This is a genomic window from Arcobacter siniprincipis (SeqCode) (assembly GCF_048571125.1).
Lineage (GTDB): Bacteria > Campylobacterota > Campylobacteria > Campylobacterales > Arcobacteraceae > Arcobacter > Arcobacter siniprincipis.
On sequence record NZ_CP182343.1, the window covers coordinates 1,734,128 to 1,749,123 of the forward strand.

At 26.6% G+C, this 14,996-nt stretch carries 11 protein-coding genes; 5 read left to right on the forward strand and 6 right to left on the reverse strand.

Features of this window, described 5'->3' with window-relative positions; genetic code table 11:
* The first annotated feature begins 192 nt into the window (after positions 1-192).
* From ACNI3D_RS08710 to ACNI3D_RS08720, 3 genes are read left to right on the forward strand one after another with little or no spacing between them, the layout of a single operon-like run.
* The gene (locus ACNI3D_RS08710; RefSeq protein ID WP_419766721.1) at positions 193-2,037 is read left to right on the forward strand and encodes a sensor histidine kinase; all 1,845 of its coding nucleotides are present in this window, start codon (positions 193-195) and stop codon (positions 2,035-2,037) included.
* A 1-nt stretch (position 2,038) separates the two neighbouring features.
* Entirely contained in the window at positions 2,039-4,441 is a 2,403-nt protein-coding gene (locus ACNI3D_RS08715) for a sensor histidine kinase (protein WP_419766722.1), read from the forward strand.
* Between the two features lie 16 nt (positions 4,442-4,457).
* Complete coding sequence (locus ACNI3D_RS08720; protein WP_419766723.1) at positions 4,458-5,567, forward strand: response regulator; 1,110 nt, start codon at positions 4,458-4,460, stop codon at positions 5,565-5,567.
* A 19-nt stretch (positions 5,568-5,586) separates the two neighbouring features.
* Here the strand turns inward: ACNI3D_RS08720 and ACNI3D_RS08725 are convergent, their stop codons facing one another.
* The 6 genes from ACNI3D_RS08725 to ACNI3D_RS08750 form a co-directional block, all read right to left on the reverse strand.
* A complete protein-coding gene (locus ACNI3D_RS08725) occupies positions 5,587-6,087 on the reverse strand; it encodes a gamma carbonic anhydrase family protein (protein ID WP_419766724.1) in 501 nt (166 codons plus the stop codon).
* Between the two features lie 63 nt (positions 6,088-6,150).
* A complete protein-coding gene (locus tag ACNI3D_RS08730) occupies positions 6,151-8,739 on the reverse strand; it encodes a M14 family zinc carboxypeptidase (protein ID WP_419766725.1) in 2,589 nt (862 codons plus the stop codon).
* Positions 8,740-8,743: 4 nt separating this feature from the next.
* Complete coding sequence (locus ACNI3D_RS08735; protein WP_419766726.1) at positions 8,744-10,243, reverse strand: helix-hairpin-helix domain-containing protein; 1,500 nt, start codon at positions 10,241-10,243, stop codon at positions 8,744-8,746.
* Positions 10,240-11,154 (reverse strand): ATP-grasp domain-containing protein, encoded by a 915-nt coding sequence (locus ACNI3D_RS08740; RefSeq protein WP_419768985.1) that lies wholly within the window; start codon positions 11,152-11,154, stop codon positions 10,240-10,242. Before ACNI3D_RS08740 ends, ACNI3D_RS08735 begins: the two co-directional genes overlap by 4 nt.
* Before the next feature lie 8 nt (positions 11,155-11,162).
* On the reverse strand, positions 11,163-12,257 hold the full coding sequence (locus ACNI3D_RS08745) for a M20 family metallopeptidase (RefSeq protein ID WP_419766727.1): 1,095 nt from the start codon (positions 12,255-12,257) through the stop codon (positions 11,163-11,165).
* Between the two features lie 191 nt (positions 12,258-12,448).
* The gene (locus ACNI3D_RS08750; protein WP_129099219.1) at positions 12,449-13,690 is read right to left on the reverse strand and encodes an argininosuccinate synthase; all 1,242 of its coding nucleotides are present in this window, start codon (positions 13,688-13,690) and stop codon (positions 12,449-12,451) included.
* Positions 13,691-13,756: 66 nt separating this feature from the next.
* On the opposite strand from ACNI3D_RS08750, the gene ACNI3D_RS08755 reads away from it, so the two are divergent.
* Together ACNI3D_RS08755 and trpD are read left to right on the forward strand one after the other, a co-directional pair.
* Positions 13,757-14,020: a S4 domain-containing protein gene (locus ACNI3D_RS08755; RefSeq protein ID WP_419766728.1), complete on the forward strand. Its 264-nt coding sequence runs from the start codon at positions 13,757-13,759 to the stop codon at positions 14,018-14,020.
* Complete coding sequence (gene trpD / locus ACNI3D_RS08760) at positions 14,013-14,996, forward strand: anthranilate phosphoribosyltransferase (protein ID WP_419766729.1); 984 nt, start codon at positions 14,013-14,015, stop codon at positions 14,994-14,996. The genes ACNI3D_RS08755 and trpD overlap by 8 nt, the downstream gene beginning before the upstream one ends.

Sequence of the window (14,996 nt, forward strand, 5' to 3'; positions counted from 1 at the left end):
TCTTAAACTAAAAACTTGCTAATTTAAAATAATAATAATAAAATATAATGTCTTGTATTATAATGTATTTTACTATTAAATTTAAAATGTGAGTCAATAATGTTAGAGTTCATAAAAAATTTTAAAAAAAGCATTGGGTATATTCTTATTAAAAAGGTATATCTTACATATTTTATTATCATGATAATTTTCATGTTTTATCAAATATTCTCAGAATATGATAATAATAAAAAAGAGGCTTATAAACAATTTTATAAAGTAGAAAAAGTTTACAAAGATTTATTCTCAAAATATCATATTGATAAAGATAATTTTGCATTTGATGAAATAACAAAAACTATTTTTAAAACTAGTAATATTTCTGGACTTGTAGCAATTGATAGTTCAAAAAACTTTAAGTTCTTTAAAGGAGCTATTGGTACATCATTTACAAAAGATGTAAATGAAAAAAATAAAGATGTAAGCTTTTATGAAGATAATTATTTTTTTAAACATAGAATAAAAATTGATGTTTATGATAAAAAAGATTTAGAATTAATTCTATTTATCAAAAAAACTGATATTTATAACCTTGTTTGGGATACAGTATTTCTTATTTTATTAAATATGATTTTTGGAATGATTATTCTTTGGGTACTTTTTTCTATTTTTACTGCAAAATATTTAATAAAACCTTTAAATACAATTATTGATGCTACAAATAAATTTGATATTGAAGAACATGAATTTATTGAAATAAACTTAGATGATTTACAAAATAATGAGTTTTATAAGCTTTCAAATGTATTTAATAAAATGTCAAAAAGAATCAATGAAGCTTATATCAATATGGAACAGTTATCCATGATAAAAGAGATTCAAAAAAATAAGCTAGAAGATCAAAAAGCAGAATTAATCCAAGCAAATAAATCAAAAGATGATTTTTTGGCAAATATGAGCCATGAACTAAAAACACCATTAAACTCAATAAATGTAATTAGTGATGTAATGATGAGAAATAAAACAGAGAATTTAGATGAGAAACAAATCAAAAATATAGGAATAATAAATAAATGTGGGAAAGATTTATTATACTTAATAAATGATGTATTAGATATTTCAAAACTAGAAGCAGGGCAAATAATACTTAATAATGATACGATAAATATAAAAGATTTGATAATGAGTATTTATGATATGTTTTATCCACAGACAAAAGCAAAAGAGATTGACTTTGTATTAAAAGTAGATGATAGTTTAGAGACAATGTATAGCGATGAAGATAGGATAAAACAGATAATAAAGAATTTATTGAGTAATGCATTGAAGTTTACTGAAAGTGGTAAAATAAGTTTAATAGTAAAAGATGAAGATAAAGATATAAAAGTAATAGTAAAAGATGAAGGAATAGGAATACCAGAAGATAAATTAGAAAATATTTTTGATAGATTTAAACAAGTAGATGGAAGTACTACAAGGAAGTATGGAGGTACAGGATTAGGACTTGCTATATGTAAGGAGTTAGCACATTTATTAAAAGGTGATATATCTGTTACAAGTGAACTTGGAAAAGGTTCTACTTTTGAACTTATTATTTGTAAAAATATTGATTTAATGAATACTTTAAACTTACTGGATATAAAAGATGAATCAACTCAAAGTACTAATTCAACATCAGTACTTAAAGAAATTGATGGAGAAAATATATTTATTAACTTTGATGATAGTGAAGATATAAAAAAAGAGTTAATTTTGGTTTATAATAATGAACCAATAAAATTCTTTAGTGTAATTATGGATTTAAATAAATTATATGAAGTGAAACAAAGTGCTAATTTGTCAGAAATAAAGGAACTTTATAATAAAAAAACATCAAAAGTTATAGTTGATATTAGTAGTTTAAATTCTTATGAAGTAGATAATATTGTACAGACTTTTGCAGAGAATTTAATTTTAATATATAAAAATGAAATTGATTTAGAATTAAGTAAAAAAGTATACAAAGTTATTCAAGAACCTTTGAATTATGAAAAAATCATTAATATAAAAAAGAGTTAAGATGAGTAAGGAGATTAAACTTCAAAAGATATTGTCATCACATTTTTTAAAATTTTCTTTGATTCCTATAATTATAGTTGAAGTTACTTTATTAATATTGTATTTTTCTATCAATCAATATATTTCGATAAAAAATACTAATCTACTTTTAAATGAAGCCCAATTTCATAGTCATGAACTTTTAAAAAATGAAGCAAATTTTATAAATGATAAATTGTTAGAAGTTTCAAGGTTAGCCCAAATATTGCAAAGAGAGCACGAAAAATTATTTCAAGATCCAAAAAAATTTATACTCCCAAATGGAGAACCTACTTTTGAAGTTGCTAGTAATGGAGTTTATTACAAAACAAACCATATTGGTGCTAGTTTATATTATTCATCTAAAACAAAAATGACTAAAGAAACAAAATATAAAGCACTATTTACAGAATCTATGGATACCTCTTTAGAAAGTATAGTTAATTTTAATCCTAATATTGTAGCAGCTTATTTTAATAGTTGGGATAATATGAATCGACTTTATCCTTTCATAAATAAAGTTTATGAACAATATGGTAATCATATACAAATGGAAGATTATAATTTTTATTATCTTGCAGATAATAAGCACAATCCTAGTCATAAACCTGTATGGACAACTCCTTATTTAGATCCAGCAGGTAATGGTTGGATGTTATCATGTATAGTTCCAATTTATAAAAATGATTTTTTAGAAGGAGTTACAGGATTAGATATAACAATTGATAGTTTTGTTAAGAACATATTAAATAGAAAGCTATCATATAATGCAAACTTGTTTTTGATGGATGAAAATGCAATGATAATAGCTATGTCAGAAAAAATAGAAAAACCTGAAGAATTTAATATACTTAAAAGTAAAAGTCCTTTTGCTGAACACTTTAAAAATCTTATTAAAAGTAATTTGAATAGCTCTACATTAAATATTAAAGATAAAGAATACTTAACCTTAAAACAAGATATTAAAGAGACTAATTGGAAACTAATGATTTTAATAGATAAAGATGAAATATTTAGTTCTATTGTCTATTTACAAAATTTATCTAATAAAATCGGATATATAACTATCATCATATTAGTGTTCTTATATATTATTTTCTTCTATTTTCTAATTAATAAAATAAATAAATTTTCATACACAATAACTAAGCCTATAAAAAAATTGTCAAATCAAACTTCTCAAATAAAAACAACAAGTGCCAAAGTCAATTTAATTAGTACTAATATATTGGAGATACAACAACTAAACAATAACTTTGAAAGAATGATGAATGAGTTAAAGGAAAGAACAAATAAATTATATGAATCAAAAATACTTGCAGAAGAGTTAGCCAAATCAAAAGATGATTTTTTGGCAAATATGAGCCATGAACTAAAAACACCATTAAACTCAATAAATGTAATTAGTGATGTAATGATGAGAAATAAAACAGAGAATTTAGATGAGAAACAAATCAAAAATATAGGAATAATAAATAAATGTGGGAAAGATTTATTATACTTAATAAATGATGTATTAGATATTTCAAAACTAGAAGCAGGGCAAATAATACTTAATAATGATACGATAAATATAAAAGATTTGATAATGAGTATTTATGATATGTTTTATCCACAGACAAAAGCAAAAGAGATTGACTTTGTATTAAAAGTAGATGATAGTTTAGAGACAATGTATAGCGATGAAGATAGGATAAAACAGATAATAAAGAATTTATTGAGTAATGCATTGAAGTTTACTGAAAGTGGTAAAATAAGTTTAATAGTAAAAGATGAAGATAAAGATATAAAAGTAATAGTAAAAGATGAAGGAATAGGAATACCAGAAGATAAATTAGAAAATATTTTTGATAGATTTAAACAAGTAGATGGAAGTACTACAAGGAAGTATGGAGGTACAGGATTAGGACTTGCTATATGTAAGGAGTTAGCACATTTATTAAAAGGTGATATTACTGTTACTAGTGAACTTGGTAAAGGTTCTACTTTTGAGCTTATTATTTGCAAAAATATTGATTTAATCCAAGGTTTAGAAGTTTTAAGTTTAAGTACAGAGACTTCTAATTCAATAAAAGACACTTCTCCCAATGAAGAAATTTATATTCTAAATAGTAATCCAATTTTATTTTTTAAAATTATAAGTCAAATATCTCCAAAATATAATATAATTTATATTAAAGATTTAAAAGAGATTGATTTAAGTAAGGATACAAAAATAATTTTGGAAGCATCTTCTTTAAAAGAAGAAGATATTATATATATAAAAGAGTATAAAATAAATAACTTAATTCTAATTACAGAAGGAAAGATAAATAAAGAGTTGGATGATTTAGTAATTTTGTCTATAGATAAATCGCTTGAAAATATTGATTACTCTTTAATTTAAATAAAAGGAAAACATGATGGAAAAATTTAGTATTCTTATATTAGATGATGTAGAAGAAAATATATATTCATTAAAACTTATGATAGAAGATAGCTTTGATACAGAAATTTATACTGCCTTAAATGCACAAGATGCAATTTCAATACTTATGAATAACAAAGTAGATCTTATACTAAGTGATATTCAAATGCCTGATGTAGATGGATTCCAATTTGTTGATTACATAAAAAGTTTAGAAATAACAAAAGATATTCCAGTTATTTTTATTACAGGAATTTATGATAAAGACTCATATCAAAAAAAAGGTTATGATTTAGGAGTTATTGAATATATTTCAAAACCAATTGATAATGATCTATTAACATCAAAGTTAAAAGTATTTATAAAGATATTTGAAGAAAAAAAGAGTTCAAAAGAAAAATTAGACCAAGCAAATAAACTTCTCGTTCATAATGCAAAAATGGCTAGTATGGGAGAAATGATTGGTGTTATATCACATCAATTAAAACAGCCTTTAAATATTATGTCTTTATATTGTAATGATATAAAATATTCATATGATACAGATGATTTAGATAGAGAAACAATAGATAAATTTGACAAAGATACAAAACAACAAATTAAACATATGACAAATACAATTGATAGTTTTCTAAACTTCTTTAACTCTGAAAAAAAACTTACTACAATTTCCATAAAAAAAGCAATTGTTACTTTTATTGACTTAATGAAAGCTCAAATTAGTAAAAGTGGTATAGACTTAAAAGTTGATATTGAAGATGCTTACATAGTAGGTGTAGAGATGGAACTAGCACAAGTTTTTATAAATATTATCACTAATTCAATTCAAGCATATAATGAAAGAGAGATAGAAAATAGGCCTATTGAAATAAAAGTATACAAAGAAAATGACAAAGTTATTTTGACAATTGGCGACTTTGCAGGTGGAATTGATGAAAATAATATGGAAAAACTTTTTGATCCATATTTTACTACAAAAAGTGATGGAACAGGGATTGGTCTTTATATGGTTAAATTAGTAATAATAAATAGCTTTAAAGGTGAATTAAAAGTTGAGAATAGTGATAAAGGGCTTAAATTTATTATGACTTTCCCTTCAGCGTGAGAGTAAGAATAAACTTACTCTATCTATAATCATTTTTATACTCAACATAATGAGCTGCATGTTTGATAAGCTTATCAACATCTTCTTTTGTTAACTCTTTAACTACTTTTGCAGGGCTACCCATAATTAAACTTCTTGGAGGAAAAACTTTTCCAGAAGTTACAAGAGAATTAGCTCCAACTATACTTCCTTCACCAATAACAGCATTATCTAAAATGGTTGCACTCATGCCAATTAGACAATTGTCTTCTATTTTACAACCATGAAGCATAACTTTATGACCAACTGTTACATTATCACCAATTATTGTTTTACTATTTGTATCTGTATGAATACATGACAAATCTTGTATATTTGTATTTCTACCTATTTTTACTTCATTTACATCTGATCTTATAACACATTGAAACCAAACAGATGAATCTTCTCCAATTTCAATATTACCGATTAAATCAGCACTAGGAGCAATCCATGCACTAGAGGCAATTTTTGGATAAAACTCTTTAAATTTTAATATCATTTTAATATCCTGTAGATAAATTTGAAATATTATATCTACACAAATTAAAAGCTAAATAAATTTTTATTTAGCTTTATATTCTAAAATAACTGGTTCTGAATAATTTGGAACATCATCATAAGTAAATATTGCATAATACTTATCAATATCAGTTGCACCAAAATCATCTAATGTATACTCATCAACCCCAGCATAAAGTTTTTGTCCATCTTGTGCAGATAAAGGTTTTCTAAAAGGATTTTTAATAACTTTTGCTCCTACAAAATCTGAATCTTTTGGATTATTCCAAGAGACTTTTATCTTTCCATTTTCCATTGTTAATTGAGCATTTGTTACTTTTTCAACAGGAAATCTTCTTTTTGGTATATATTCAAGAATAAGTTTTGGACATAAAGTGCTATTATTACTTGCTTCCCATGAAACAGTTTTATCTTTTAATACTCTAAAGGCAGATGTTGGTTTTAATACAAAAGAGATGTCTGATTTAGTTTTTAATTTTTCGTTTAAAGTGATTTCAGAAAAAGAATCAAACATAAAGTATTGGGTTTGATTATTTTTAAGTTCAGTTGCACTTACATCATAACCAATATTTTGAATAACTTCCCTAGATGTAATATTTCTATAACTTTTATTTATATCATCGTCTACAAACTCCAAATGGAACCTAATGTCATCTTTGATATAAATCTTTGTAGAGTTTAATTCAAAATAAGCTTTAGTAATCATTGTATCATTATAAGGAGGAAGAGATGAAAGATTAAATTGAAAGGTAGAATATATTTTATTTCCATTTTCATCAAAACCTGGAGCAATAACATCTTCTAATACTTCATTCTTACTTACTGTATAAATAGACTTTGGAAACAAAGCTATACTTGTAGGTTCAATAGTATAAGTTAATTCTAGTCTTGGTCTATATGTTAATCCAAAACCAAACTTTCCATACCCAATGTCCCATTGCATCATCTGTTTACTTCTCCCAACCCTTAACTCTTTTGGACCTTCAACTCTTAAGATAATAGTATCATCTTTTATAGATTTTTTTAAATCATCACACTCTAAACCTGATAAATGCCAATTTCTCCAAATACCTTGTGTAAGTTGATGAGACTCAGTAGGGCGACCAATATATCTGATTATCTCCATATTATTTACATCTTCAAAATTTGTAATATCACCCATTGTGTCTTGATTAACAAGTCCTACATTCCACTCACCATACTTTTCAATTGTAGTTGAAACTCTGTTTATAGGATATAGGTTAAATGAAGCTAATTTTATAAGTGCATTTTGAGGAAGTGATTTTACATTTATAGAAATAATAGCATATGAAATACCTTTGTTTTCATCAATTCCTACAAATAAAGAATTGACACCAAAATGTTTAGGATTATTGTTTAAATTCTCTGCTACATAACCAGTACCTTTTGCATTAGCATAATAAGTTCTACTATACTCATCATATTCAACTAATGTTCTAATCTTAATTTGAGGATAAAAAGGTGACTTTTGATTTGTTTTTTTATTTACAACTCTAATGTTGTAATAATAATCTTTATTTGAAGCTAGATTTATATCGCTAAATTCTAAAGCTTGGGTTTTTGCAATTAAGTTAGAAGAGTTACAAAACTGTTTATCTTTTTGGCTTCTAAATATTTCAAAATAGATATTCTTATTTAATTGATAATTCCATTTTAATGTTACATGATTTGAACCAATTTCACTAGCTTCAAAACTATCTACTCTTTTCATTAAAGATGCTTTATCATAATTATCTACTTCTTTTAAAGCATATATTAGTGCCGGAATATGTTCTCTTATATTTTCACTCATATCTTCCATATAATCACTAATATTTCTAGTTCCAACTTCCACAACTGAAGAGAGTATTCCTTGTGAATAATAAAATTCTCTTCCACTACCTGATATCAATTTTGCAGGTGGTTTACCTTGATGTATACCATATTCTCTCCCTGATATCTTTCTAATTTCTTCAGCCATATTTGCACATAAAGTATTCATATCAATTGTATCAATTGTATCTTCATGTCTAAAATCATGTGCGGGAAAGAAAACATTACCTTGACTGTGATAATCTAAGGCAATAGTAATATTAGGGTGAGATAAAACAAAGTCTCTTAAACTTTGAGTCTCCGGTTCACTAAAAGGTTCAGGACCTCCATATACATTTGAAGAGGTATTTGTAGATTTTACAAATCCAATAGGGAAGTTTCTATTTAAGTCAACTCCATATGTTCCATCTAAATTCTGTCTTCTATTCTTTCTCCAAAAAGAAAAATGCTTTCTTGAATATTCATAACCATCAGGATTGGCACAAGGTACCATATAAATAGTACTTTCATTTAAATATGTCTGTAAAGTCGGATCGGTTTCCAAGTTTTTTAATATATAAGATGCAAACTCTATAGCTAACTCATGTCCAATCCACTCTCTAGCGTGAATTGTTCCTGTATAAAATAGGGCAGGTTTACTATTTGCAGTTTCAATATTTTTTGATATTGTTATTAAATTAATATCCCTTTTTTCCCAAGTTTGACCAATGGATTCTATTTTGAAATATTCTGGATATTTTGCTTCTAATTCTTTAAAAATTGTTGTTGAAGCCTCGTATGATCTGTATAATCTTTTCAAAAAATCATTCTCCTATTTTTAATCTAGACTTCAATTGACTAAATTTATTTTTCCCAATACCTTCTAGCTCTTTTAATTCATTGATATCTTTTAAACTTGTCACTTTTTTTCTATAATCAAGAATAATTTTTGCAAGTTTTGGCCCAATTCCATTTATTTTTTTTAGAATCTCTATAGTAGCAGTATTAATATCTATTCTCATATCATCGATACTTTCATCCCAAGATTTTAACATCTGAGAATCTATTGATTCTAATTCAAGTAAATCAGAACTATCAGTGATAATATTTTCTTCTAAATACTCTTTTATTTCTATAGCCAAATCCTCTTCCATCCCATACAAAGACATTAAATCAGTTAAAGTAGCTTCATTTAAATTTATTCTTTTCTTTTCATATTCATCTTCAGTTTTTTTACTATTTTTAGATTGATTAGCATTTTTATCAGGTGCAATTGAATCTGGAACATCCCCATTATTACTTATTTCAGTCAAAGACATATCAAAATTATCTTTTGTATCATTTAGATAATATTCTCCATCAAAGCTTGGTTTATATTTACTAAATCCAATGTTTCTCATAGTTCGTAATAAAGAGGAATCAATTTTTCCTAATTCTTCCCATGAGAATAATGGAACATGAGGTTTTTTAAATCTTCCTTTTGAAAAATCCCACATCAAATATTGACAAATCCAATCTCTTATATAAGGAAATGCTGCAAATGCTGTCGCACACTCTAAAATATATGCTTTTCCAGTTTTTGCACTAATTGCAATATCGCAAGCCCAGTATTCTGCTTTTGCAGCTTTACTTGCTTTTACAGCAAGTTCTAGAGCATTCATAGGAATATTTTCATAAGACATCGAACCTCCTTGTGAAGTATTTGTTATCCATTGATTTTTACCTGAATATCTCCAAAATGCACAAATTGGCTTATGCCCAATAAGCATTACTCTTATATCTCCAGAATCCTTTAAATCAATAGCATTTTGAGTATAAATTGGGTTATATTTTTTTTCATCTAAAAGTTTTTTTGCATCTTTAAAACTATCTGCTTTATGGACAAAATAACCACCATAATTTGATGGGCCATAACTTCTTTTTATGATTTGAGGATAAGTTGCTTTATTTTTTAAATATTCATAACCTTCATCTTTATCATAAAAGATTTTTGTTTTAGGAATAGAAATTTTATACTTTTTACAAAAGAGGGTAACATTCTCTTTTGATCTATTTGAAAATTGTGTTTCAATTGAAGGTACAAATCTCAGATCAGGGAGTTCTTTTGATATTTGAACAAAAGTTTCATAAGCAGTTGCAGGAATATTACCAATTAATATCTTAATTTTTTTTCTTTTGATTTCTTTTATGAATCTTGCTTTATCATTTTTCCAATGATAAGTAACAGTTTCAATTTTATCAGGCCAGCCTTTAAAATTTGATTTATCAAAAAACCTCATTACATAATCAAGATATAATAATCCTATTTTTGGTAGCTTTTTCATTTTTTATCCCCTTTTTTAGTTTTTCTATCAATTAAATCTACAATCAAATCTATTTTTTTATCATTGAAATCTAACCCTAATTTTTCTTGTTCTGGTGTTGCAAAAGCAGGTATTCCATTTACTTCTAAAACAACAAATTCTTCTTTTTTTCTATCATAAATTATATCAACACCTGCAATATCAAGTCCTGTAACTTTAGCTGCTTTTAGTGCCAAATTGATTACATCATCATTTGCTTCCCTTAAAAATACACTTCCACCACTTGTGACATTTGTTCTCCAATCATTTCCACCTGCTTTTCTACCGTAACATCCTACAAATTGTCCATCAACAATATCAATTCTATAATCAGTATTATCATATTCAATAAACTTTTCAACATAAAAGTATCTTAAATCCATTTGATTTAAAAAAGGAATAAGCATATCTAATGTTTCTTCATTTTCTATTTTAGTAAGACCAACTCCACCCCAACCATCAGTTGGTTTATAGACCATTTTTGACCATTTCTTCATAATAGTATTTAAATGATGAGTATCATCCCTATGACAAAGTTTATAATCTGCAGTTTTTACACCATTTGTTCTTAGCCAAAATGCTGTATGAAACTTATCTTCTGTTAGTTCAAAAGAATCATAATTATTAATCATAGGAATAACTCTATTTAAAGCTTTATACAAATACATTTGATATTGAGTTTGTTCTCCTGCATTATAAGAAAAAAACAAGTCAAGTTTATCTAATTTCATTTTATCATAAACAATATGACCATTTTTTGCAATAGCATTTCGTAAATTTAAATTAGGAATTGTTTCAATATTTCTCTCTTTTAATTTTTCTATCATTTTTGTTTCTATAACATCTCCACCACCATTTTGATAAAGCCACATACCTATTTTTCTATCCATAATAATTCCTTTTAATCATTATTTTGAAAATGAGCTAAAATTTTAGTCATTAAATCAATTCTAGCTTGAAAACTACTTTTCAAGGCTCTTTCTTTTACTGTGTGATCACCATCTCCAAATGGACCAAATCCATCTAAGGTTGTAACTCCACAGGAGGCAACAATATTTGCATCACTTACTCCACCTCTTTTTTCAGTTAATATTTTACTATTGGTAATTTTTTCTATTTGAGTGATTAAATCTAATTGATTAGGATTTTCTTGCATAACATCTCTTTGGATTGAACCTGTTAATGTAGATATAGTCCCATTTATATAAGATTTATCTACTATTTTGTCTATACCCTTTAAAACTCTTTGTTTTTCATCATTTGAGGTGTATCTTATTTCTAAAGTAATTTCACATTTAGGGGATATTGTATTTGCTCCAATTCCACCATTAATCTTTCCAACATTTACAGTAGTTTCTAAATCAAGGTTTGTCAATTTAACTAAATCTTGTAATTTAAAACTAGCTTCTAAATTAGCATCAATACCTTTATCATAATGATTCCCAGCATGACTAGCTTTTCCCTCAATTGTTATTGTAAAAGTTCCTACACCTTTTCTTTGAGTAACAACTTCCATATTTTCACCAGCTGCTTCAAAAACAAAACATATATCATAATTTTTTGCAATATTTGAAGTTACAAGTTTAGAATCATCACTTCCAGACTCTTCATCTGATACAAGTAAAAAATCTATATTATGAATTTCTTTATTTGTAATAAAAATATTTCTAAGAGCTTGTAAAGCAACAATATTGCCACCTTTCATATCACAAGCACCAGGCCCATAAATCCAATCTTCATCTTCTGTAACAGATTCAAAAGTATCAGGAGGGAATACGGTATCATTATGTCCTAAAAGTAGAATTTTTGTGCCATTTCTTTTCTTTGATAAAAAAAGTAAGTGATCACCTATTAATTCACGAGAGTAGCTATTTTTTTGAAAGTTTAAATCTTCCAGCCATCTTGACATGTGTTTGCCAACTTTATCAACACCATCTTTATTTTTTGTATAAGAGTTTATACTCATTATAGTGATCAAATCGCTTAAATAGTTCATTTAATATCCTTAATATATAATTTTATTATAAGATAGTAGCATTTTAGTTACAAATAATCTAGAATTAAACTATTTAATAGAAAATCATAATCTTAAGTTATATAATAATTTTTATATAATTAATAATATAGATGATAGCACAGAATATATATTTGGGAAGGGGAGAGGTGGTTATTTTTTAACCACCTTAGTTAATTATTTTTTTTCTTTTGACCTGCGATGATAAATCTAAGAGCATTAAGTCTAATAAAACCTTCTGCATCTTTTTGATTATATACTTCGTCTTCTTCAAATGTAGAGTGAGCTTCTGAATATAAAGAGTTAACAGATTCTCTTCCTACAACCATAACATTACCTTTGTAAAGTTTTAATCTTACAGTACCTTCAACATTTACTTGAGTTGCATCAATTGCAGCTTGAAGCATTTCTCTCTCTGGAGAAAACCAATATCCTTGATAAATTAGTTTTGCATATTTAGGCATCATTTCATCTTTTAAATGAGCAGCTTCTCTATCTAAACATATAGATTCAATAGCTCTATGAGCTTTTAACATAATTGTTCCACCTGGAGTTTCATAACATCCTCTTGCTTTCATACCTACATATCTATTTTCTACAATATCAACTCTTCCAATTCCATGTTTATTACCATAATCATTTAATTTTTTAAGTAATGTTGCAGGAGATAATTCTTCCCCATTGATTGATATTGGATCACCATTTTTATACCCAATAGTAATGTATTCAGCTTCATCAGGAGCTTTTTCAGGAGAAGTTGTCCATAACCACATTGATTCTTCTGGTTCATTATTTGGATTTTCTAAATGTAAACCTTCATATGAAATATGTAAAAGATTTGCATCCATAGAATATGGGCTAATAGCTGGGTTTCCATCTTTATCAAGATGTTTTTTGTCTATTTCAATTCCATTTTTTTTAGCATAAGCTAATAATTTTTCTCTAGAATTTAAATCCCATTCTCTCCAAGGTGCAATAACAGTAATCTCAGAATCAAGTCCTAGATAGCCTAATTCAAATCTTACTTGGTCATTTCCTTTTCCTGTTGCCCCATGAGAAACAGCATCTGCACCCATTTTATGTGCAATTTCAATTTGTTTTTTTGCAATTAAAGGTCTTGCAATTGAAGTACCTAATAAATATTCACCTTCATAAATTGCATTTGCTCTAAACATAGGAAATACATAATCTTTTACAAACTCTTCTTTGATATCTAGTATAAATATATTTTCAGGTTTAATTCCACAAGCTAAAGCTTTAATTCTAGCTGGTTCAACTTCTTCACCTTGACCTAAATCAGCTGTGAATGTAATAACTTCAGCATTATATTCATCTTGAAGCCATTTTAGTATTGTAGATGTATCAAGTCCACCACTATAGGCTAATACTACTTTTTTTACTTCTTTTTTACTCATTTTTATATCCTATATCATAGTAATTTTAAGGAGTTATTTTATCTTATCTTAGCTATAATCTTGTTTATGAGAATAGATAAATTTTTAAACGCAGTTAATATAACAAAAAGAAGAGCAGTTGCTGAAGATATGCTGGAGCATAAAGTAGTTCATATAAATGGCATGCCAGTTAAAAAGGCAAAAGAAGTTAAGGTTGGAGATTTAATTGAAATTAAATATTTAGAGTATACAGAAGAGTATAAAGTACTACAAATTCCCCAAACAAAATCAACTCCAAAATCAAAACAAACAGAATACATAGAAAAAATAAAAGGAAAAGATGATGTTTAGTACTGATAAACTAAAATTTGATGATATTTTTGAAAATAGACTTCCTGTTGAAGAAGTAAGAGAGTATTTAATCAAATTATACGAAGATGGAGAAACAGCTGAACAAATAGCAGCAGCAGCTGATGCAATGAGAGATCACTTTATTCCTTTACCCGTTGATTATTCTTTAAAAGATGAATTAATTGACAATTGTGGAACTGGTGGAGATAAATCAAATAGTTTTAATATCTCAACAACTGTATCCTTACTGCTTGTTGCTTGTGGCTCAAAAGTGGCAAAACATGGTAATAGAAGTATTACAAGTAAATCAGGAAGTGCTGATATGCTAGAAGAGCTTGGTATAAATTTAAATTTGAGTATTGAGAATCAAGTAAAAATGCTAGAAAATACTGGATTTGTATTTATGTTTGCTCAAAATCATCATCCTTCTATGAAAAATATTATGCCTATACGAAAATCAATACCACATAGAACTATTTTTAATATTTTAGGACCTTTAAGTAATCCTGCAACAGTGTCAAAACAATTAATTGGTGTTTTTAGTGATGAATATATCCATAGAATGATTACAGCTCTAAGTCTTTTAGATACAAGAAGAGCTATGGTAGTTAGTTCAAAAGATGGAATGGATGAAATTTCAATTAGTGATGTTACTTATGCAACTACATTAATTGACCAAAGAACAAGTGATTTTATAATAGACCCTAGAGATTTTGGCCTAGGTATGTATTCAAAAGATGATATTTTAGGTGGTGATGCAAAAGAAAATGCCAAAATCACAAGAGATATCCTAGAAGGCAAAGTAACTGGTGCAAAACTTGATATTGTATTACTTAATGCTGGGGCTGCACTATTTATTGATAATAAAGCAAAAGATATAAAAGAAGGTATTGAAATAGCAAGAGAAGCTATTAAATCTGGAAAAGCAAAAGAAAAACTTGAACAAATCATTAATTTTTCTAAAAGTATGAAATAG

Coding starts and splice junctions, on each gene's coding strand:
- ACNI3D_RS08710 (WP_419766721.1), top strand. CDS start 193: ATGTTTTATCAAATATTCTCAGAATATGATAATAATAAAAAAGAGGCT.
- ACNI3D_RS08715 (WP_419766722.1), top strand. CDS start 2,039: ATGAGTAAGGAGATTAAACTTCAAAAGATATTGTCATCACATTTTTTA.
- ACNI3D_RS08720 (WP_419766723.1), top strand. CDS start 4,458: ATGGAAAAATTTAGTATTCTTATATTAGATGATGTAGAAGAAAATATA.
- ACNI3D_RS08725 (WP_419766724.1), bottom strand. CDS start 6,087: ATGATATTAAAATTTAAAGAGTTTTATCCAAAAATTGCCTCTAGTGCA.
- ACNI3D_RS08735 (WP_419766726.1), bottom strand. CDS start 10,243: ATGAAAAAGCTACCAAAAATAGGATTATTATATCTTGATTATGTAATG.
- ACNI3D_RS08745 (WP_419766727.1), bottom strand. CDS start 12,257: ATGAACTATTTAAGCGATTTGATCACTATAATGAGTATAAACTCTTAT.
- ACNI3D_RS08750 (WP_129099219.1), bottom strand. CDS start 13,690: ATGAGTAAAAAAGAAGTAAAAAAAGTAGTATTAGCCTATAGTGGTGGA.
- ACNI3D_RS08755 (WP_419766728.1), top strand. CDS start 13,757: ATGAGAATAGATAAATTTTTAAACGCAGTTAATATAACAAAAAGAAGA.
- trpD (WP_419766729.1), top strand. CDS start 14,013: ATGTTTAGTACTGATAAACTAAAATTTGATGATATTTTTGAAAATAGA.